Here is a 19,101-nt window from a genome sequence, read left to right as displayed (position 1 = left end):
ACGCGACTCCGGCATCGAACACATTGCTTCCAAGCCATTATCCCGCATCTCAGGACCCGATGACCAACATCAGTCGGCATCGCTTGGGCAACGCACGCGAGCAAAACCACTCAATTCGGCGATGTGGCTGCGATACTTCGCCCCCTCGAGTCCTTACGCCGACCGAGTCGGCTCCGGAATTCTTTGACGCAGGTCACATGGCCGCTTTGGTCCCCCGACGGCGATCTCCGCCATGCTGTCCTTCGGACATGGACGTACTGAGCGGTACGTCAGCCGCGACGACGCGGACGAACGAAGACCGACGAAGACGACGGAGGGGACGCACCATGACCGACACCGTGCTCTACGAGGTGGGCGACGGACTCGCGACGATCACGCTGAACCGCCCCGAGGCGATGAACGCGCTGAACATCGCGACGAAGGTGGCCCTCCGGGAGGCCGCGCAGGAAGCGGCGGCGGACACGGCCGTGCGGGCGATCCTGCTGACCGCCGCCGGAGACCGGGCGTTCTGCGTGGGCCAGGACCTCAAGGAGCACATCACGCTGCTCGCGTCCGACCGGGAGACCGGGGCGGGACAGACGATGACGACGGTACGGGAGCACTACAACCCGATCGTGCGGGCGCTGGTGTCGGCGCCGAAGCCGGTCGTCGCCGCCGTGAACGGGGTGGCCGCCGGCGCCGGTTTCGGGTTCGCCCTCGCGGCGGACTACCGGGTGGTCGCCGACACGGCCGCCTTCAACACGTCGTTCGCGGGGGTGGCGCTGACCGCGGACTCCGGCGTCTCGTGGACGCTGCCGCGGGTGGTGGGGCCCGGCCGCGCCGCCGACCTGTTGCTCTTCCCCCGGAGCATCAGCGCGCAGGACGCGTACGAGCTGGGCATCGCGAACAAGGTGGTGCCTTCGGCCGAGCTGCGGGCCGAGGCCGAGAAGGTGGCCCGGAAACTGGCCGAAGGGCCGACCGTGGCGTACGCGGCGCTGAAGGAGGCCGTCGCCTACGGGCTCACGCACTCCCTCGACGAGACGCTGGACAAGGAGGACGAGCTGCAGGCCCGGGCCGGGGCGTCCGAGGATCACGGGATCGCCGTGCAGGCCTTTGTGAACAAGGAGAAGCCCAAGTACTTGGGGCGTTGAGGAAGGGGGCGGGGAGCACCGTCGCGGACCGCGGGTGCGTGGGGGCCGAGCGCGCAGTTCCTCCCCCAGCCTCCGGCCGGGGGTACCCCGAGCGCCCCTCACGGGGCGCTGTCCCCTACGGGGTTTTTCGCGCCACGCACGTTTCCAGGTGGTCGTTGACCAGCCCGCATGCCTGCATGAGGGCGTACGCCGTCGTCGGGCCGATGAAGCGCAGGCCGCGCTTCTTCAGGGCCTTGGACAGGGCCGTCGACTCCGGGGTCACCGGCGGGACGTCGGCGATGGTCTTCGGGGCCGGGTAGGTGCCCGGTTCCGGGGCGTGCGACCAGATCAGGTCGTCCAACTCGCCCTGCCCCCACTCCGCCAGGACCTTCGCGTTCGCCATCGTCGCGTCGATCTTCGATCTGTTGCGGATGATGCCGGGGTCGGCCAGCAGCCGTTGGCGGTCCTCGTCGGTGAACGCGGCCACCTTCTCGATGTGGAAGTCGGCGAAGGCGGCGCGGAAGCCGGGGCGGCGGCGCAGGATCGTGATCCAGGAGAGACCGGACTGGAAGGCCTCCAGGCTGAGGCGTTCGTAGAGGGCGTCGTCGCCGTGGACCGGGCGGCCCCACTCCTCGTCGTGGTACGACACGTAGTCCTCGGTGGACAGCGCCCAGGGGCAGCGCAGCCTGCCGTCCGGCCCGGGAACCGCCGCCCCTTCGATCATGTCGGTCATCTCGCTCATGGCCGGTCCTCCGGCTCGGGCTTGTCCAGCGAGGTGTGCGGGCCGTGCGGTGCGGCCTGGGCGCCGGCCAGCGCGGACTCCAGGTCGGCGATCCGGGCGTCGCGCTCCGCGAGCTCGGCGCCGAGGCGGCTGAGCGCGTCGTCGACGTCCGCCATGCGGTAGCCGCGCGGGACGAGCGGGAAGCGGATGCTCTCCACGTCCGCGCGGTTGACCGGACGGTCCGGGGGCAGCGGGTCCTGGAACCGCTCGGGCGCCACCTCGGGCAGCGGTCCGCTCTCGCCGCCGCTCACCACGGAGAGGGTGACCGCGGCGACCACGACCGCGAGCGCGACGACGAGGAACAGGAACATAACCATCGCGGTGGGCCCCCAGGCTCGATGAAGCTCGGTGCAGCAGCACTCGTTGTGCTCAGTGTGCTCAGCGTGCTCGGTGTCGAATGTGTCTGTGTCCGATCGTGCCATGCGAGTCTGACAGTTAGGGTCGCAGGCGGTCGCACCGAGGGAATTACTACGGGAGGTCACAGGCGATGCTCAGGCTGGGCAGGCGGGAATACGGGCCGAACGAACCGGTGATCATGGCGATCGTGAACCGGACGCCGGACTCCTTCTACGACCAGGGGGCGACCTTCCGCGACGAGCCGGCCCTCGCGCGCGTGGAGCAGGCGGTCGCCGAAGGTGCCGCGATCATCGACATCGGCGGGGTGAAGGCGGGGCCGGGCGAGGAGGTCACCGCCGATGAGGAGGCGCGGCGCATCGTCGGGTTCGTCACGGAGGTGCGCAGGCGCTTCCCGGACGTCGTGATCAGCGTGGACACCTGGCGGGCCTCGGTCGGGGAGGCCGCCTGCGAGGCCGGGGCGGATCTGCTGAACGACGCGTGGGGCGGGGTCGACCCGGGGCTGGCGGAGGTCGCGGCGCGGTACCGGGTGGGGCTGGTGTGCACGCATGCGGGCGGAGCCGAGCCCCGGACGCGGCCGCACCGGGTGACCTACGACGACGTTGTGGCCGACATCCTGCGGGTGACCCTGGGGCTGGCCGAGCGGGCCGTCGCGCTGGGGGTGCCGCGGGAGTCGGTGCTGATCGATCCCGGGCACGACTTCGGCAAGAACACCCGGCACAGCCTGGAGGCGACGCGGCGGCTGGGCGAGATGGTGGAGACGGGGTGGCCGGTGCTGGTCTCCCTGTCCAACAAGGACTTCGTGGGCGAGACCCTGGACCGGCCGCTGAAGGAGCGGGTGATCGGGACGCTGGCGACGACGGCGGTGTCGGCGTGGCTGGGGGCTCAGGTGTACCGGGTGCACGAGGTCGCCGAGACGCGCCAGGTGCTGGACATGGTGGCATCCATCGCCGGCCACCGGCCTCCGGCGGTGGCCCGGCGGGGGCTGGCGTAGCGCCCTGGGGCTCCGCCCCCGGACCCCCGAAACCTTCGCCCACCCGCCGCCCACCCGCCACCCGACTCGGTCGGTCGAAAAGCCGAGGAGGAAAGACCCTTCGACGTCCCTTCCTTGAGAAACCGAGTCGGACGGGAGGGTGGTAAAGCGGTCGGTGGGCTCAGCGGGCCGCTTCCTTCGAGACGAGGCCGACCGCCTCCTCCACGTCGTCGGTGACATGGAAGAGCAGGAGGTCCTTCTCGGCCGCCTTGCCCTGGGCCACCAGCGTGTTCTTGAGCCAGTCGACCAGGCCGCCCCAGTAGCCGCTGCCGAACAGGACGATCGGGAAGCGGGTGACCTTCTGGGTCTGGACGAGGGTGAGGGCCTCGAAGAACTCGTCGAGGGTGCCGAGGCCGCCGGGCAGGACCACGAAGCCCTGTGCGTACTTGACGAACATCATCTTCCGCACGAAGAAGTAGCGGAAGTTGAGGCCGATGTCGACGTACGGGTTGAGGCCCTGCTCGAAGGGGAGCTCGATGCCGAGGCCGACCGAGACGCCGCCCGCTTCGAGGGCGCCCTTGTTCGCCGCCTCCATGGCGCCGGGCCCGCCGCCCGTGATGACCGCCCAGCCCGCCTCGACCAGGCCGCGGCCCAGCTTCACGCCCGCGTCGTACTCCGCCGAGTCGACCGGTGTCCGCGCCGAGCCGAACACGCTGATCGCGGGCGGCAGTTCGGCGAGCGTGCCGAAGCCCTCGATGAACTCCGACTGGATGCGCAGCACCCGCCAGGGGTCCGTGTGGACCCAGTCGGAGGGGCCGCCCGCGTCCAGCAGGCGCTGGTCCGTCGTGCTCGCGGTCACCTGGCCGCGCCGTCGGAGGACCGGTCCCAGGCGCTGCTCGTCCGGCGGCACCTTCTTCCCCTCAGGGTTCCCGGTAGGCATATAAGCGCTCCCTCCGCTTGCAGGTGTATCTGCTTCAGCGTAGATCGGAGCGGGTTACAGGCGCGGGACGTCGGCATGTCGGGCCCGCAGCGCCGCCGTGTGGCTCAGCTGGTCAGCCAGGTGCGCAGGCGCTCCTCGCCCGCCAGGATCTTGACGGTTTCCACCCTTTCGTCCCGCTTGTGGGCCAAGTGCGGGTTGCCGGGGCCGTAGTTGACCGCGGGGACGCCGAGGGACGAGAAGCGGGAGACGTCGGTCCAGCCGTACTTCGGCATCGGCGTACCGCCGACCGCCTCGATGAAGGCGGCCGCGGCCGGGTGGGAGAGGCCGGGCAGCGCGCCGGGGCTGTGGTCGTCGACCACGAACTCCTCGACCCCGCAGTCGGCGAAGACCTCGCGGACGTGGGCGACGGCCTCGGCCTCGGAACGGTCCGGGGCGTACCGGAAGTTCACGGTGACCACGCACGCGTCGGGGATGACGTTGCCCGCCACCCCGCCCGAGATGCCGACCGCGTTCAGGCCCTCGCGGTACTCCAGGCCGTCGATGACCGGGTAGCGCGGTTCGTAGGCGGCCAGGCGGGCCAGGATCGGGGCGGCCGCGTGGATCGCGTTGGAGCCCATCCAGGAGCGCGCCGAGTGGGCCCGCTCGCCCGAGGTCTTCAGGAGGACGCGCAGGGTGCCCTGGCAGCCGCCCTCGACCTCGCCGTCCGAGGGCTCCAGCAGGACCGCGAAGTCGCCGGCCAGCCACTCGGGGTGAGCCTCGGCCACGTGCTTGAGCCCGTTGAGGTCGGCGGCGACCTCCTCGTTGTCGTAGAAGACGAAGGTCAGGTCGCGGTTGGGGGCCGGGACGGTGGCCGCGATGCGCAGCTGGACCGCGACGCCCGACTTCATGTCGCAGGTGCCGCAGCCCCACAGCACGCCGTCCGCGTCGAGGCGGGAGGGCACGTTCTCGGCGATCGGGACGGTGTCGATGTGGCCTGCCAGGATCACGCGTTCGGGTCGGCCGAGGCTCGTCCGGGCGATCACGTTGTTGCCGTACCGGTCGACCGTCAGGTGCGGCAGAGCGCGCAGCGAGCTCTCGATCGCGTCCGCGAGCGGCTTCTCGGTGCCGCTCTCGGAGGGGAAGTCGACGAGCTGCGCGGTGAGCGCGGCGGCGTCCAGCGTGAGGTCAAGCGAGGTGTCGGCCATGGCCCCGACCCTAGCGCGCACGATCCCGCGGGCGGCTTCACAGGCTTCCGGACCCGAGGGTGAGCGGCTCGTACTCTCCAGTATGTTGTACGCGTGCCAGAGCCGTCCCCCATCCGTCCCAAGCGTCGCGGCCGTGTCCTGCGTTTCGTGTCGGGCTTGCTGATCCTGTGCGCCGTCGCGGCCTACCTGGTCGTCCAGTACGTCACCGGCGGCGGTGGCGCCGAGGGCTGCAAGGTCGTCTCGGGCCGAAGCGACGACGAGTCGTACCAGTTCACGCCCGAGCAGGCGGTGAACGCGGCGACGATCGCCGCCGTCGGCACCGGCCGCGGCATGCCCGAGCGCGCCGTGGCCATCGCCCTGGCGACCGCGATCCAGGAGTCGGGGCTGCTCAACATCAAGCACGGCGACCGGGATTCCCTCGGCCTGTTCCAGCAGCGGTCCTCGCAGGGCTGGGGCACCCCGAAGCAGATCCTGGACCCGGCTTACGCGGCGGGCATGTTCTACGCCCACCTGGCCAAGGTGCGCGACTACGAGACCCTGCCGCTGACGGTGGCCGCGCAGCGCGTGCAGCGCAGCGGTTACCCGGAGGCGTACGCCAAGCACGAGACCGACGCCACGCTGCTAGCGGCGGCCCTGACCGGGCAGGCCGCGGCCACCCTGACCTGCGACGGGCGCCCGGCGGCCACCACCGCGGCGACGGCGACGGGTCCGGACGCGGTACGAACCGCGCTCGTGCGGGACTTCGGGCGGGACGCGGTCGAGGAGGCCGGTGCCGAGGTGAGCCGGTCGGCCACGCCGACCCCCACCCCCACCGTGACCGCCACGGCGCACGGGCGGACCGTGACGGTGCCGGTGCCGGAGGGGAAGAAGACCGACAAGTCGGGGCGCACCGAGAGCGAGCGCGGCTGGCAGCTGGCGCACTGGGCGGTGGCCAATTCGTCGGCGCTGCACATCCAGCGGGTGTCGTACGCGGGCCGGGAGTGGGCCGCCGGGAGCACGGACAGCCAGTGGCAGCCGACGTCCGGTTCGCAGAGCACGGGCGGTGCGGAGACGTCCGCGGGCTCGGTGCGGATCGTGACCGGGCAGTAGTTCGGGGCTTCCCTCCGGCGGGTCAGCCGGGACACGCCGGACGCGTGGTGTGCTCACGTTTTCGCACGGTCACTCGCGCATGCGTGAAACCCCTTGGGAGCGCTGGGCGGTAAGGATTCTGCGAGGCGCCCGCGGCGCGCCGTTCGCCCGCTTTTCTCCACACCCGATAATGCGATGCGTTATCAACTCTTTACCTTGGGCCTCCGCAACCTTCGCGGGCTTCGAGCGGTAGTCACGGCGATCACGTTCCCTCCCGTCGAATGGAGCATCATGTCCCTCCCTCTGACCCGCCGGATCGCCCGTGCCGCGCTGCTCGTCGCAGCGGGAGCGGCTGCCGGGGTCGGTGCGGCCGGCTCCGCCGGCGCGGCCCCGAGCCTGCCGGCCGGCGCCCCGAACCTCGGTGGTCTGACCGCCCTGGACGGGGCGAGCGTCGGCAACACCGCCGACGCGGCGGCGCAGACCGTCACCGGGACCGTCGGCCGCGCCGGCGGTGCGGCGGTCGAGTCGGCGGTCCCGGCCGCGGGCCAGACCGGCGGCAAGGCCGTCAAGAAGGCGGCGCCGGTGGTGCAGCACACCGCGGGCCAGGCGGCCGGCTCCGCCGGTGGGCTGCTGGGTGAAGCGGCGTCCACCGCGACGAAGGGTGGGCTGCCGACGAGTGGGCTCACGAAGGGCGGGCTGCCGGTGCAGGGCCTGCCGATCGGGGGCTGACCCGGTGACGTCGGCGCTTCGGCGCCGGTGAGTTCGGGGAAGGGGCCCGGGGTTTCCCGGGTCCCTTCTCGTTGTGCTTCGGGTGCGGGCCGGTGGGGGCTGGTCGCGCAGTTCCTCCCCCAGCCTTCGGCCGGGGGTACCCCCAGCGACCCTGACGGGGCGCTTCACCGAGGCTCGCTTGAAGAAGCCGCCGGCTCAGGAGAGTCGTTCGACCGCTGCCCGAATGCGTTCGTCCGTCGCCGTCAGGGCCACACGTACGAAGTTCTCGCCCGCCTCGCCGTAGAAGTCGCCCGGTGCGACGAGGATGCCCAGGTCCGCCAGGTGGGAGACGGTCTGCCAGCAGGACTCGTCCCTCGTCGCCCACAGGTAGAGGCTCGCCTCGCTGTGTTCGATGCGGAAGCCGTGGGACAGGAGGGCCTCACGGAGGGCCGTGCGGCGGGCCGCGTAGCGCTCGCGCTGTTCCTGGACGTGGGTGTCGTCGGAGAGGGCCGCCACCACCGCCGCCTGCGTCGGGGCCGACGTCATCATGCCGCCGTGCTTGCGGATCTCCAGGAGCGGGCCGAGGACCGCCGGGTCACCGGCCAGGAAGGCCGCCCGGTAACCGGCGAGGTTGGAGCGCTTGGAGAGGGAGTGGACGGCCACGATGCCGTCGTACGAGCCGCCGTTGACGTCCGGGTGCAGGACCGAGACCGGGTCGGCCTCCCAGCCCAGTTCGAGGTAGCACTCGTCGGAGAAGAGCAGGATGCCGTGGGTGCGGGCCCAGACGACGATCTCCGTGAGTTCCTGCTTCGAGAGGACCTTGCCCGTCGGGTTGGACGGGGAGTTCAGCCAGAGGAGCTTCAGGTTCGCCGGGTCCAGGTCGCGCGGGTCGTCGTAGACCTCGTGCTCGGCGCGGGCGAGGCGGGCGCCGACCTCGTAGGTGGGGTACGCGAGGCGCGGGTAGGCCACCCGGTCACCGGGGCCGAGGCCCAGTTGGGTGGGGAGCCAGGCGACGAGTTCCTTGGAGCCGACGATCGGGAGGACGTGGCGATGGGTGACGCCGCGGGCGCCCAGGCGGCGCTCGACCCAGCCGGTGATCGCGTCGCGGAGCGCCGGGGTGCCCCAGACCGTGGGGTAGCCGGGCGAGTCGGCCGCGTCGATCAGGGCCTTCTGGATCAGGTCGGGGACCGGGTCCACCGGGGTGCCGACCGACAGGTCGACGATGCCGTCCGGGTGCGCCGCTGCCGTCTTCTTGTACGGTTCCAGCTTGTCCCAGGGGAAGGTGGGCAGACGGTCGGAGACTGCGGACACGGTTACTTGCTCACTTTCTTCGGTACGACCGGTACGGCAAACGCCTCGGCCCCGTACGGCGCCGATCGGGCGTGATCAGGCCGTACGGGACCGAGGCGGCACGGTGTTGCGGCGGGCCGCCGGTGCGGACTACTCGGCCTGCGGGGGCAGCGCGGCGATGAACGGGTGATCGCGCTCGATCAGGCCCAGCTTGCTGGCGCCGCCCGGGGAGCCGAGGTCGTCGAAGAACTCGACGTTGGCCTTGTAGTAGTCCTTCCACTCCTCCGGGGTGTCGTCCTCGTAGAAGATCGCCTCGACCGGGCAGACCGGCTCACAGGCTCCGCAGTCGACGCATTCGTCCGGGTGGATGTACAAGGACCGCTGGCCCTCGTAGATGCAGTCGACCGGGCACTCCTCGATGCACGCCTTGTCCTTCACGTCGACACAAGGCTGCGCGATGACGTAGGTCACGCTGTCGTTCCTCCTCGATTGGGCGCTGGCGGGCCTCCGTAGGCTCCGCCGCCTGGCGCGCGGGAGCGCGGCGTCGTCGATGCCCGCCTCTAGTATCTCCGTTCCTGGGCATGATCCGAACAGGAGGGGTGAACTGACCAGTGGAAATCTCTGCCGCAGGACGCTTCGAGGTCCGTATCACCGCTGCTGACGTGGGCAAACGGGTATCTGTGCGCCGTTTGACCGGAAATGGCGACACCGGGGAGAAGTTCACCGACACGGTGGGTGTTCTCACATCATGGGACGTCGACGGCATGCTGACGATCACACGGCGGGACGGCGAAACCGTCCGGATACCGGAGTCCTCGCTGGTCGCGGCGAAGGTGGTTCCCGCCCGCCACCCGACCGCCGCCCCTCAAGGAGGCGCTTCGCGCCACGTGACAACTGCTCCGGCGCGCCGCCGGGGGCCCGCGGCGACCTACCGGGAACTCGCGCGTGTCGCCTCGCGCGGCTGGCGGCCGGTGGAGAGCGAGCGGCTCGGCGAGTGGGAGCTGCGGGCCGCCGCGGGGTTCACACGGCGGGCGAACAGCGTGCTGCCGCTCGGTGACCCCGGGATGCCGCTGGACGCGGCGCTGGCGGCCGTACGGCGGTGGTACGGGGAGCGGGGGCTGCCCGCGTACGTGCAGACCGCGACCGGTGCCGAGGGTACCCAGGAGCTGCTCTGCGCGGAGCTGGAGCGCCGCGGGTGGCTGCGTGAGGTGAGCGCCGGGCTGTGGACCGGGGAGCTGGCGCCGGTGGCGGACCGGGCGGAGGGCGCCGGGGTGCTGCTCTCCCGGGCGGCCGGCGAGGACTGGCTGGCGCGCTACCAGCGCAAGGGCGTGAGCGAGGTTGCGTTGAAGGTGCTGGGGAGCGGGCCGTCGGTGTGGTTCGCGACCGTGCCGGGGGCCGGGGAAGGTGCCCCGGCGGCGATCGGCCGGCTGGTGGTGGACGGCCGGTGGGCCGGGTTCGCCGCCGTCGAGGTGGATCCGGGGCTGCGGCGGCGGGGGCTGGCCACCGAGGTCATGGCCGCGCTCGCGCGCCGGGCGCTGGCGGAGGGCGCGTCGGCGGCCTGGCTGCAGGTGGAGACGGACAACGCGGGGGCGCGGGCGCTGTACGGGCGGCTGGGCTTCGCGGCGCATCACACGTACCACCACTACCGGGCGCCGGGGGCGGACGGCTCCTGAATCCGGGAGGCGAGGCGGTACCGATCATTCCGAAGGGGCACGAAACAGCTATGGCTTCCGGTCAGCCGCATCCATGTCCGCCGTCACCGGCGCGGGCCGCCGAGGTACGACGGCGGTTCGCCGAGGAGGCACGGTCCGAGCGGCCCGATCTGGCCGCGCTGTGCCTGCTGCTGGGCGCGGCGGCCGACGGCTCGCTGGACGAGGCCGGGATCGACGCGGCGCAGATGGAACTGGACCGGCTGGCCGGGCAGCTGCCGTACCGGCCGGGCGGGCCGCACGCGTGGGCCACGGCGGCGCACCGGGTGCTGGGCGAACGGTTCGGTTTCCGGGGCACCGCCCCGGACTACCAGCGGCTGGAGTCCTCGCTGCTGCACGAGGTGCTGCGGCGCCGGCGCGGGCTGCCGATCCTGCTGTCCGTCGTGTGGCTGGAGGTCACGCGGCGGGCCGGGGCGCCGGTGTACGGGGTCGCGCTGCCGGGACACTTCGTGGTCGGGTTCGGGGCGGCCGAGGAGCAGGTGCTGGCCGATCCGTTCGACGGCGGGCGGGTGCTGACCGGCGCGGACGCGGAGCTGCTGGTGGTGGGGGCGGCGGGAGTGCCGCTGGAACCGGCGATGCTGGAGCCGGCCGACCCCCTCGACGTCGTACGGCGGATCCTCAACAACGTACGGGCGTGGGCAGCGGCCCGCCCGGAGCGGTCGGACGTGGGCCTGTGGGCGGTCGACCTGTCCCTGCTGCTGCCGTCGCATCCGGCGCGGCTGCGGTACGAGCGGGCGCGGTTGCTGGTGGAGCGGGGCGAGTTCGTCGACGGGGCCGAGGAGTTGGAGAAGTACGCCGGGTTGATCGACGTGGTCGACGAGGGGGCGGCGGAGAAGGTACGGGGGGAGGCGCGGGCGGCGCGCGCCCGGCTGAACTGAGGAGACTTCCAGGGGGGGAGGGCTCCCCCTACAGCCAGCCCTTCTCCCGCGCGATCCGCACCGCTTCCGCCCTGTTCCGTACCGCGAGCTTCTGGATCGCCGTCGAGAGGTAGTTCCGCACCGTGCCCTGGGAGAGGTGCAGCGCTGTCGCCAGTTCCGCGTTGGTGGAGCCGTCGGCCGCCGCGCGGAGGACCTCGCGCTCGCGGTCGGTCAGGGGGTTGGCGCCCTCGGCGAGGGCCGCTGCCGCGAGGGTGGGGTCGATGACGCGTTCGCCGGCGAGGACCTTGCGGACGGCCTCGGCGAGCTGGGCGGCGGGGGCGTCCTTGACGAGGAACGCGTCGGCACCCGCCTCCATCGCGCTGCGCAGGTAGCCGGGGCGCCCGAAGGTGGTGAGGACGACCAGTTTCACGGTCGGCAGCGCCTTGTGGAGCTGGGCCGCCGCCTCGATGCCGGTGCAGCCCGGCATCTCGATGTCGAGCAGGGCCACATCGATGTCGTTCGCCTTCGCCGCGGCCAGCACCTCGTCGCCGCGGGCCACTTGAGCGACGACCTCGATGTCGTCCTCCAGGCCCAGCAGGGCGGCGAGCGCCTCGCGGACCATCGACTGGTCCTCGGCGAGGAGGACCTTGATCGTGCTGCTCATGCCCCGGATCCTACGGCCCTGCCGGAGTCGAGCGGGACCCGGGCGACCAGCCGGAAGCCATGCTTCAGGCGGCCTGCCTCCAGCGTGCCGCCCGTCTTCTCCAGGCGCTCGGTGAGCCCGGTGAGCCCGTTGCCCGGGCCCTTGCCCGAACCGCCCGAACCGTTGTCCTCCACGGCGAGTTCGAGGACCGGACCGTCCAGGGTCTGACGGCGCAGCAGCTCCACCGTGCAGGCGCTCGCGCCGCTGTGCCGTACGACGTTGGTGATCGCCTCGCGCAGCGCCCAGGCGAGGGCCGCCTCGCCGTCGTCGGGCACGCCGGCGAGGTCGGGGTCGGCCGGGACCTCGGCGGTGACCGCGGCGGCGGTCAGGGCGACCTGGGCACCGGCCAGTTCGGCGGCGAGCCGGGGCCGCCGGTAGCCGGTGACCGCCTCCCGGACGTCCACCAGGGCCTGCCGGCTGACCTGTTCGATGTCGGAGACCTGCTGGGCCGCCTTGTCGGGGTGGTCGGGGAGCATCCGGCCGGCCAGCTCGCTCTTCAGGGTGATCAGGGAGAGAGAGTGGCCCAGCAGGTCGTGCAGGTCGCGGGCGAGGCGCAACCGCTCCTCGTTGGCGGCCAGTTGGGCGACGGTGGCGCGGGCCTTGCGCAACTCGATGGTGGTGGCGACGAGTTGCCGGATGCCGGTCATGGAGTAGCCGACCAGGAGGACCACCAGGAACAGGCCCCAGGCCTCGTCCATGTCGTGGGCGTGCCAGCCCGCGAGCATCATCGCGGCGGTGGTCAGCGGGATCGTCCAGTACGCGACCCGCAGCGGGAAGGTGACTCCGCACATCACGGAGACGTACACGAACAGGCCGAGCCAGGAGCTGCCGAAGCCGAACGCGAGGACGACCGCGAGCGTCCACTCCACGGCGACCGCGACGGCGACGGCCCCGCCGCGGAAGGGCCGGCCCATCTGGCGGAAGACGATGGTCAGGTAGATCCCGACGAAGGCCGTCAGGCCCGCCCAGCCGACCGCCGTCGCCCCGATGGTGTGGTGGCCGGAGGCCAGATCCTGCGCCGGGGAGGCGAGGAAGACCAGCCAGGGCAGGACCCACACCAGCTTGCGCATCGCCTCGCCCCGGCTGCGGGGCGGCTGGCCGATCCGCACCAGCCGGTCCGCCCTGGCCTCGTCGCCGGGCCGCAGGTCTTCCGTCATCGTGCTCACGCCTTCAGCGTGTCCTTCCGGTACAGCCAGGCCGCGCCGCCGACGAACAGGGCGAAGAAGACGACGAGGATGGCGATGTCCTGGGCGTGCGGGGCCTGGCTCTGCTCGATGGCCCGTCCCAGTGCAGCGTACGCGTGCGTGGGCAGCCACTTCGCGATGTCCTGGAGCCAGGCCGGGAAGGAGGAGGACGGCCACCACAGGCCGCCGAGGATCGACAGGCCGAAGTAGGTGATCATCGTGATCGGGCGGACCGCGTCGCCGCTCGCCAGGTACCCGATGGCGACGCCGAGCGCGGCGAAGACCAGGCTGCCGGCCCAGATCGCGCCGGTGAGCGCGAACCACTGCCAGGCCTCGAGGCGTACGTGCTTCACGGAGGCGGCGATCAGGAAGACGACCACGATGGACGGCAGGCTCACCACGGCCGCGCCGGCGGTCTTGGCGAGGACGTAGCCGCGGCCGGGCAGCGTGGTCAGCCGCAGCTGCCGTACCCAGCCGCTCTCGCGCTCCTTTGCGATGCGCTCGCTGTTGCCCATCAGGACGGCGGTGAGGGCGCCGAAGGAGGCCATGGAGACCATGACGTAGGCGGCGACGGACAGGCCGGAGTTGTCGACGGTGTCGCCTGTGCCGCCCTGGCTGGCGACCAGCAGGAAGATGATCGAGGGGTAGATCACCGAGAAGAACAGGAACTTGCGGTTGCGCAGGGCGCGGGCGAGCTCCAGCTTGATCAGGGCGTTCATGACTGCGTGACCTCCTTGGCCTCCTCGGCCTCCGTGATGGCGACGAAGGCCTGTTCCAGACCGAGCCCGGCGACTTCGAGGTTGCGGGGGTAGACACCGAGGCCGTACAGGGCGTGGACGGTGGCGTCGGCGTCGGACGACTGCATGCGGATGGTCTGGCCGCTCACGTCGACGGCGGTGAGGAAGGGCAGGGCCCGCAGCGGGGCCTCGTCGATCTCGCCCTCCAGGTCGAAGGAGATCCTCCTCGCCCCCGCCTTCGCCTTGATCTCGGCGGCCGTCCCGTCGGCCAGCAGCCGTCCCCGGTGCAGTACCAGCACCCGGTCGGCGATGGCGTCGGCCTCTTCGAGGTAGTGGGTGGCGAACAGGACCGTACGGCCCTGGTCGGCCTGTTCGCGCATGGTGGCCCAGAACGCCTGGCGGGCGGAGACGTCCATGCCGGTGGTCGGCTCGTCCAGGACGATCAGGTCGCTGTCGCCGGCGGTGGCGAGGGCGAAGCGGACGCGCTGGGACTGGCCGCCGGAGAGCTTGTTGACCTTGCGGTCGGCGATCTGCGAGATGCCCGCGCGGGCGAGGACGTCGGTGACCTTGTAGGGCTTGGGGTGCAGCTGGCAGGCGAGCTTGACGAGCTCGGCGACCGTGACCTCGTCCATCAGGCCGCCGCTCTGCAGCATCGCGCCCACGCGTCCGGCGACGATGGCCTCCCGCGGGCTCAGGCCGAAGACGCTGACCGTGCCGGCGTCGGCCTGCTTGAGGCCGAGCAGCAGGTCGAGCGTGGTCGACTTGCCCGCGCCGTTCGGCCCGAGCAGGGCCACGGTCTCCCCCGGGTGCAGCCGCAGCGAGAGCCCGTCGACGGCCCGCACGTTCCCGTAGGTCTTGCTCACTTGGTCGAACCCGACCGCCACCGGGGTCCCGGTGGCGGTCGTCGCCGCTGTCGTTGTCATGCCTCCATGCTGGCGGCGAGCCCCTGGCCGGGGGCAGTGTCGCGCGTCCGGAGAGCCGCATGACAGATGTCATGAGCAGCACCTGACATGCGCGAAGGGGCGCACGGTGAGCACCGGGCGCCCCTTGACCGCATTGCTCAGGACACGCTGATCAGCATCCTCGTGTGCCGCTGTCCACGTAGTAGTCCTTACCGCCCCACCAGACGTCACCGATCGCCGAGACACAGTAGTTCGCTGTACCGGTCACCCCGACCGGACCGGCCTGGTAGGAATAAGACCCCTGGTCCTCGGGTGACGCGGCGGCTATACGACACGCGTCACCTGTGCCCGACATCTGCGAGCATCGGTATATCTGCACGGAAGTGGAAGCCGCGACGCCGTAAGAGACACCCCGGTGGTAGAAGCAGGCGCTATTAGTGCCGCCGTTGCTGCTGTTGTAGTAGATGACCAGCTCACCTATGACGCTGCCGCTACGAGAGACGGTCCCGTCGTAGGTGACGGTGCCTGAGCACGAGGTGGCGGCCTGTGCCGGGGATGCGAGGAACAGACCAGCTCCGGCGAGCATGAACAGGCTGGAGAGGAAGACCATGGCGCGACGGATCATGTGCATGCAGATTCCTGTCCGAGTCGGTTACCGAAACGATGTGGATCTTGCAGCGAGCCGAGGCACCGTAGCACTGTTCACAAGCTCAACTCTCGTCAATTAGAAGCCGATCGGCACAGCCGACACAGAGCGTGGAACACCGTGAAGGGGGTGCCCGCCAACGAGCCTCGGGCACCCCCTTCACGAAGTGTCAGTTGGGGTTGGTGTCGATGACTCCGATGCGCTGGGCCGCCGTCTTGCCGACCAGCGCCTTGCGCAGCACGGAAGCGACGTCCTGCGGCGTGACGGCCGTCTTCTGTCCGGTGGCCCGGGTGATCAGCACGCCGTTGAAGGTGCTGCCGTACGCCTCCTTGAGCGCCGCCAGGTTGTACGTCTCCACCAGCTTGCCGTCGATGGCCTTGAAGCCGAGGATCTTCGGCAGTGACAGGGAGCCGAACTGGATGCTGTGCGCCGCGTCGGTCTGGATGGTGACCCGCTCCGACATCGCCGGCTCCGCGAACGCCTTCATCTCGCGGTCGACCTCGGCGTTGGTGACCGTCGGCTGCTGGGTGGTCGTCGGCACGTTCACCGCGGAGGCGGTGCCCGTCTCCACCATCGTCTTGTACGCCTGCTCGACCGCCTTGGTGGAGGCGCCCGCGTCGATGCCCTTGCCCGCCTTGCCGTAGACCGCGACGGCCTTGCCGGAGGTGAACTTGATCGTGCCCTCGGTGACCGAGCCGGAGCTGCCGCCGAGGTCCTTGAGGGCGGCCTGGAGCTTCTCCTCGTCGACCGGCATGACCGGGTCGACGACCCGCTTCTGGCCGAACAGGGAGCCGATCACGGAGACCGGGTTGTAGTCGCTCTTGGCGGCCGCCTCGACGGTGTTCTGCATGTCGAACTGGAGGCCCGCCTGGTCCGGCGGCAGCGAGACGGTCTTGCCGTCGACGGACAGCTTCAGCGGCTGGTTCACCCGCTTGCCGAACACGTCGTCGAGCTTCTTGACGGCGTCGTCGCGGGTGCCGCCGCCGATGTCGACGCCCAGCACCGTGGTGCCCTTGGGCACGTCGGAGTGGTTCATGAGCAGCCCGGCGCCGTAGACGCCGAGGCCGGCGACCACCACGACGCCGCCGAGCAGCGGCAGCTTGCCGCGCTTCTTCTTGGCCTTCGCCTTGCCCTTGCCCTTGGCCTCGGCCGGGGGCGGCGAGACCGGCTCGGGCAGCTTCGGGGGCGTGTGCGGCAGCGGCCCGGTGCCGGGGGCGCCCGGCGCGAAGGGGGAGTCGGCGCCCGGCGGCACGACCGGGATGCCGCTGGTGACGGTGTGTCCGGAGACGTTGCCCGCCGGGGCGCCGTAGCCGGGCGTGCCCGGTTCGGGGGCGGGCTTCTGCGGGGTGAGAATCGCGGTGTCGTCGCTCAGGCCGCCGCCGGGGACGGCGAGTCCGGGACCGGCGGGTGCGGTGCGCGCGCCGGGCCGGGCCTGGGCGCTGCGGGCGCGAGGCCCGCCGGGGCCCGCGGGGCCGCTGCCGGGGCCCGCGGAACCGCTCGGGCCGCCGAAGGGCTCGCCGCCGTTGACCGGCGGGACGAACGGGCCGTCGCCGGTGACCGGGCCGCCGGTGGGGCCCGCCGGGCCCTGCGGGCCGCCGAGACCGCCGGGACCGCCCGGGCCGCTGAAGCCACTGGGGCCGCCGGGACCCGCCGGGCCGCCGCCGGGCACGCCGGGGCCGCCCTGGGCGCCGTTCTGGCCGCCGTTGTCGGAGAAGTACGGCAGGTCGTCGCGGCGGGCGTCGCCGCCACCCGTCGCGCCGCCGCGGGAGCCGCCGAGCGGACCCGCGGCGAGCGCCTCGGTCACGTCGAAGGAGCCGGTGCCGCCGCCGTGGCCGGGGGCCACCGGGCCGCCGGTCGCGCCCGCGGGCAGCCCCGCGCCGTTGGTCCCGCCGGGCCGGGACGCGCCCGGCACGCTCATGGAGCCGACGACACCGCCGGGGCGGCCGCCGTTCGCGGCGCCGGAGCGGGTGGCGCCGCCGCCGTTCGGACGCGCCGCACCCGGAGCGTTCGGTGAGGCAGCGGGCGAACCGCCGGGTGTACCCGCCCCGTTGGCGGCGCCGGCGCGCTGTCCGCCCTTGGCGGGGCCGGACTTGCGTGGCGCAAACCAGTCGGTGGTGGGCGCCGGTTCGGCGGCGGGCGGCTCGGCGTTGCCGGTGGGCGTGGCGGCACCCGCCGGGCGCGCGTGCGTGCCCGTCTCCTCGCCCGTACCGCTCTTGCCGCCCGCGACGGCCGTGCCGCCCTCGACGTCCGCGACGGGGGTACGGACGACCACGGGCGGAATCGGCCGGGAGCCCGGGATGTTGATCCGGATCCGGGTCGTCAGCGTGGTCTCGGTCTTGCGTTCCTCCGGCTGCGCGGCCGAACGGGCCGCGTCCGTACCGTCGTCGGAAGCCATGGGGGTCCCGTACGGCGGCGTGCCCGAGGGGTACGCGGATCCACCGCGCCCGTCGGGCCCGGAGGACGGAGTGTCAGTTTCACGACTCAAGGCAGGTTCTCCCGGTTGGCTCCACCGCCCGTGACGACCTCGCTGGGACGGCTCGGCGGCGCGCACCACCATACTGGCCACTTCTGACGCTTATCCCATGACCGCTGGGGAAACCCACACCGGACTCGCACGGGCGCCCCACGGCGAAGTGGTACGTCACTTGCCAAGTCGGGCGTCGCCCGCTTCGGGTTGCCGCCCCAAACCCATTGTGGCGCAGATCACAGCCAGCGCCATGCCGCCGAGCAGGAAGAGGTACGACCCGCCGCCCGCGCCGAACAGGAAGTCACCTTCCGGTCTGCTGGCGGTGAGGAAGATGACGGCGACGACCCAGCCGAACGCGGGTGCGACGGCTCCGGAGCGGCTCGCCACGGCCCGGGCCCCGCCGAGGAAGAGCCCGGCGGCGCCGGCCAGGGCGAGCAGCAGCCCGCCCGGGAACCAGCCGGCCTGGACGAGGGCGCCCGCGGCGCCGACCACGGCCCCGAGCAGGACCAGCCCGACGAGGGCCGCGGTCCGCCCGGCCGAGGGCGCCCGCAACGGTTGCGCGAGCATCGATCCGCGTTCGCCGGAACTCATGACGCCTCCCCGAGGCCCGCGAAGAGATCGGTCTCGCGCGCCGCGCCCGGCTCGCCGCCCGCCAACTCGTAGAACTCCGTGGTGAACAAGGGCTGGGCCAGCTCGTTGGAGAGCGCGAAGTAGCGGGCGCCGTCCGGTGCCACCTCGACCTGGGTGGCGTGGGCGGCCATCGCGGCGGCCTTCGCGCCGGCGTACGAGGTGCCGTCGATCTCCGTGGTGACCCGGCGGTCGTCGACCACGCCCGGTACGTCGTCGACGGCGGCGGACTTGGCGAAGGGCAGCCCCGGCAGGTCGTCCTGGAGCCTGGCGAAGGCGGCCTCGGCGACCGTGCGCGGGACGCGGTTCCAGTAGACCTTGGGGATGCGGTGACCGGCCTCGGCGGCCAGTTCGACGGCTCTCATGGCGACGCGGTGGGCCTGGATGTGGTCCGGGTGGCCGTACCCGCCGTTGTCGTCGTACGTGACGACGACCTGCGGGCGGGTCTCCAGGATGACCTCGGCCAGGTGTCCGGCGGCCTCGTCGACGTCGGCCTGCCAGAAGCAGTCGGGCGCGTCGTTGTCGGGCGTGCCCATCATTCCGGAGTCGCGGTAGCGGCCGGGGCCGCCGAGCAGCCGGAAGTCGGCCACGCCGACCTCGCGCATGGCCGCGGCGAGCTCCCCCAGCCGGTACTCCCCCAGCGCGGGGCCGGTGAGATGCCGCAGCTCGGGCGGGATGACCTCGCCACCCTCGCCCAGGGTGCAGGTGACCAGCGTCACATGGGCACCCTGGGCCGCATAGCGGGCCATGGTGGCGCCGTTGTTGATCGACTCGTCGTCCGGGTGCGCATGCACGAGCAACAGACGCCGGGAGGGCAGTTCCGTCATGTGCCCACCCTACGAAACGACACCGACAGCGCCGC

20 protein-coding genes are annotated in these 19,101 nt (G+C 72.1%); 6 read left to right on the top strand and 14 right to left on the bottom strand.

The window, feature by feature from the left end; genetic code table 11:
- Positions 1-326 precede the first annotated feature (326 nt).
- Positions 327-1,130 (top strand): 2-cyclohexenylcarbonyl CoA isomerase, encoded by an 804-nt coding sequence (gene chcB / locus ACZ4UV_RS18160; RefSeq protein ID WP_351502802.1) that lies wholly within the window; start codon positions 327-329, stop codon positions 1,128-1,130.
- 115 nt (positions 1,131-1,245) lie between these two features.
- Here the strand turns inward: chcB and ACZ4UV_RS18155 are convergent, their stop codons facing one another.
- Positions 1,246-1,833 (bottom strand): DNA-3-methyladenine glycosylase I, encoded by a 588-nt coding sequence (locus tag ACZ4UV_RS18155; protein WP_451021342.1) that lies wholly within the window; start codon positions 1,831-1,833, stop codon positions 1,246-1,248.
- Between the two features lie 14 nt (positions 1,834-1,847).
- Positions 1,848-2,207 (bottom strand): DivIVA domain-containing protein, encoded by a 360-nt coding sequence (locus ACZ4UV_RS18150; RefSeq protein ID WP_351502801.1) that lies wholly within the window; start codon positions 2,205-2,207, stop codon positions 1,848-1,850.
- 170 nt (positions 2,208-2,377) lie between these two features.
- Between ACZ4UV_RS18150 and folP the strand changes: the two genes are divergently transcribed.
- Positions 2,378-3,238, top strand: a complete 861-nt coding sequence (gene folP / locus ACZ4UV_RS18145) for a dihydropteroate synthase (RefSeq protein WP_451021338.1) — start codon at positions 2,378-2,380, stop codon at positions 3,236-3,238.
- A gap of 160 nt (positions 3,239-3,398) precedes the next feature.
- On the opposite strand, the gene ACZ4UV_RS18140 is transcribed toward folP, so the two are convergent.
- Together ACZ4UV_RS18140 and dapE are read right to left on the bottom strand one after the other, a co-directional pair.
- A complete protein-coding gene (locus ACZ4UV_RS18140) occupies positions 3,399-4,157 on the bottom strand; it encodes an LOG family protein (protein WP_390046684.1) in 759 nt (252 codons plus the stop codon).
- Between the two features lie 104 nt (positions 4,158-4,261).
- Positions 4,262-5,341 (bottom strand): succinyl-diaminopimelate desuccinylase, encoded by a 1,080-nt coding sequence (gene dapE, locus ACZ4UV_RS18135; protein ID WP_451021337.1) that lies wholly within the window; start codon positions 5,339-5,341, stop codon positions 4,262-4,264.
- A 93-nt stretch (positions 5,342-5,434) separates the two neighbouring features.
- On the opposite strand from dapE, the gene ACZ4UV_RS18130 reads away from it, so the two are divergent.
- Both ACZ4UV_RS18130 and ACZ4UV_RS18125 read left to right on the top strand, forming a co-directional pair.
- Positions 5,435-6,430: a VldE C-terminal domain-containing protein gene (locus tag ACZ4UV_RS18130; protein ID WP_451021336.1), complete on the top strand. Its 996-nt coding sequence runs from the start codon at positions 5,435-5,437 to the stop codon at positions 6,428-6,430.
- 270 nt (positions 6,431-6,700) lie between these two features.
- The gene (locus ACZ4UV_RS18125) at positions 6,701-7,138 is read left to right on the top strand and encodes an ATP-binding protein (RefSeq protein ID WP_467838917.1); all 438 of its coding nucleotides are present in this window, start codon (positions 6,701-6,703) and stop codon (positions 7,136-7,138) included.
- 195 nt (positions 7,139-7,333) lie between these two features.
- On the opposite strand, the gene ACZ4UV_RS18120 is transcribed toward ACZ4UV_RS18125, so the two are convergent.
- Both ACZ4UV_RS18120 and fdxA read right to left on the bottom strand, forming a co-directional pair.
- Positions 7,334-8,428, bottom strand: coding sequence for a bifunctional succinyldiaminopimelate transaminase/glutamate-prephenate aminotransferase (locus ACZ4UV_RS18120; RefSeq protein WP_467838914.1), 1,095 nt, complete (start codon positions 8,426-8,428; stop codon positions 7,334-7,336).
- 129 nt (positions 8,429-8,557) lie between these two features.
- The gene (gene fdxA, locus ACZ4UV_RS18115; RefSeq protein ID WP_089098949.1) at positions 8,558-8,878 is read right to left on the bottom strand and encodes a ferredoxin; all 321 of its coding nucleotides are present in this window, start codon (positions 8,876-8,878) and stop codon (positions 8,558-8,560) included.
- A 140-nt stretch (positions 8,879-9,018) separates the two neighbouring features.
- On the opposite strand from fdxA, the gene ACZ4UV_RS18110 reads away from it, so the two are divergent.
- Together ACZ4UV_RS18110 and ACZ4UV_RS18105 are read left to right on the top strand one after the other, a co-directional pair.
- Positions 9,019-10,080, top strand: coding sequence for a GNAT family N-acetyltransferase (locus ACZ4UV_RS18110; protein WP_451022466.1), 1,062 nt, complete (start codon positions 9,019-9,021; stop codon positions 10,078-10,080).
- Between the two features lie 50 nt (positions 10,081-10,130).
- Entirely contained in the window at positions 10,131-10,994 is an 864-nt protein-coding gene (locus ACZ4UV_RS18105; protein ID WP_390046673.1) for a transglutaminase-like and tetratricopeptide repeat-containing protein, read from the top strand.
- Positions 10,995-11,022: 28 nt separating this feature from the next.
- On the opposite strand, the gene ACZ4UV_RS18100 is transcribed toward ACZ4UV_RS18105, so the two are convergent.
- The 8 genes from ACZ4UV_RS18100 to mshB form a co-directional block, all read right to left on the bottom strand.
- Complete coding sequence (locus ACZ4UV_RS18100) at positions 11,023-11,637, bottom strand: response regulator (RefSeq protein WP_390046671.1); 615 nt, start codon at positions 11,635-11,637, stop codon at positions 11,023-11,025.
- Positions 11,634-12,833 (bottom strand): sensor histidine kinase, encoded by a 1,200-nt coding sequence (locus ACZ4UV_RS18095; protein WP_467839405.1) that lies wholly within the window; start codon positions 12,831-12,833, stop codon positions 11,634-11,636. The genes ACZ4UV_RS18100 and ACZ4UV_RS18095 overlap by 4 nt, the downstream gene beginning before the upstream one ends.
- 5 nt (positions 12,834-12,838) lie before the next feature.
- The gene (locus ACZ4UV_RS18090; RefSeq protein ID WP_467838908.1) at positions 12,839-13,579 is read right to left on the bottom strand and encodes an ABC transporter permease; all 741 of its coding nucleotides are present in this window, start codon (positions 13,577-13,579) and stop codon (positions 12,839-12,841) included.
- Complete coding sequence (locus ACZ4UV_RS18085; RefSeq protein WP_351501859.1) at positions 13,576-14,520, bottom strand: ABC transporter ATP-binding protein; 945 nt, start codon at positions 14,518-14,520, stop codon at positions 13,576-13,578. Before ACZ4UV_RS18085 ends, ACZ4UV_RS18090 begins: the two co-directional genes overlap by 4 nt.
- Before the next feature lie 151 nt (positions 14,521-14,671).
- The gene (locus ACZ4UV_RS18080; RefSeq protein ID WP_467838905.1) at positions 14,672-15,130 is read right to left on the bottom strand and encodes a hypothetical protein; all 459 of its coding nucleotides are present in this window, start codon (positions 15,128-15,130) and stop codon (positions 14,672-14,674) included.
- 184 nt (positions 15,131-15,314) lie between these two features.
- Positions 15,315-17,630 (bottom strand): peptidoglycan binding domain-containing protein, encoded by a 2,316-nt coding sequence (locus ACZ4UV_RS18075; protein ID WP_467838902.1) that lies wholly within the window; start codon positions 17,628-17,630, stop codon positions 15,315-15,317.
- Between the two features lie 156 nt (positions 17,631-17,786).
- Positions 17,787-18,203, bottom strand: a complete 417-nt coding sequence (locus tag ACZ4UV_RS18070) for a DUF6113 family protein (RefSeq protein ID WP_451022317.1) — start codon at positions 18,201-18,203, stop codon at positions 17,787-17,789.
- Entirely contained in the window at positions 18,200-19,066 is an 867-nt protein-coding gene (mshB, locus tag ACZ4UV_RS18065; RefSeq protein ID WP_451022318.1) for an N-acetyl-1-D-myo-inositol-2-amino-2-deoxy-alpha-D-glucopyranoside deacetylase, read from the bottom strand. The genes ACZ4UV_RS18070 and mshB overlap by 4 nt, the downstream gene beginning before the upstream one ends.
- Positions 19,067-19,101 lie beyond the last annotated feature (35 nt).

It is taken from the genome of Streptomyces sp. NPDC028289 (assembly GCF_055565975.1).
The sequence above is the reverse complement of the archived record's forward strand: the minus strand, read 5'-3'. Positions and strand labels throughout refer to the sequence as shown.

Coding starts and splice junctions, on each gene's coding strand:
- ACZ4UV_RS18155 (WP_451021342.1), bottom strand. CDS start 1,833: ATGATCGAAGGGGCGGCGGTTCCCGGGCCGGACGGCAGGCTGCGCTGC.
- ACZ4UV_RS18090 (WP_467838908.1), bottom strand. CDS start 13,579: ATGAACGCCCTGATCAAGCTGGAGCTCGCCCGCGCCCTGCGCAACCGC.
- ACZ4UV_RS18095 (WP_467839405.1), bottom strand. CDS start 12,833: ATGACGGAAGACCTGCGGCCCGGCGACGAGGCCAGGGCGGACCGGCTG.
- folP (WP_451021338.1), top strand. CDS start 2,378: ATGCTCAGGCTGGGCAGGCGGGAATACGGGCCGAACGAACCGGTGATC.
- ACZ4UV_RS18150 (WP_351502801.1), bottom strand. CDS start 2,207: ATGGTTATGTTCCTGTTCCTCGTCGTCGCGCTCGCGGTCGTGGTCGCC.
- dapE (WP_451021337.1), bottom strand. CDS start 5,341: ATGGCCGACACCTCGCTTGACCTCACGCTGGACGCCGCCGCGCTCACC.
- ACZ4UV_RS18085 (WP_351501859.1), bottom strand. CDS start 14,520: ATGACAACGACAGCGGCGACGACCGCCACCGGGACCCCGGTGGCGGTC.
- ACZ4UV_RS18105 (WP_390046673.1), top strand. CDS start 10,131: ATGGCTTCCGGTCAGCCGCATCCATGTCCGCCGTCACCGGCGCGGGCC.
- ACZ4UV_RS18080 (WP_467838905.1), bottom strand. CDS start 15,130: ATGCACATGATCCGTCGCGCCATGGTCTTCCTCTCCAGCCTGTTCATG.
- chcB (WP_351502802.1), top strand. CDS start 327: ATGACCGACACCGTGCTCTACGAGGTGGGCGACGGACTCGCGACGATC.
- ACZ4UV_RS18125 (WP_467838917.1), top strand. CDS start 6,701: ATGTCCCTCCCTCTGACCCGCCGGATCGCCCGTGCCGCGCTGCTCGTC.
- mshB (WP_451022318.1), bottom strand. CDS start 19,066: ATGACGGAACTGCCCTCCCGGCGTCTGTTGCTCGTGCATGCGCACCCG.
- ACZ4UV_RS18100 (WP_390046671.1), bottom strand. CDS start 11,637: ATGAGCAGCACGATCAAGGTCCTCCTCGCCGAGGACCAGTCGATGGTC.
- ACZ4UV_RS18140 (WP_390046684.1), bottom strand. CDS start 4,157: ATGCCTACCGGGAACCCTGAGGGGAAGAAGGTGCCGCCGGACGAGCAG.
- ACZ4UV_RS18070 (WP_451022317.1), bottom strand. CDS start 18,203: ATGAGTTCCGGCGAACGCGGATCGATGCTCGCGCAACCGTTGCGGGCG.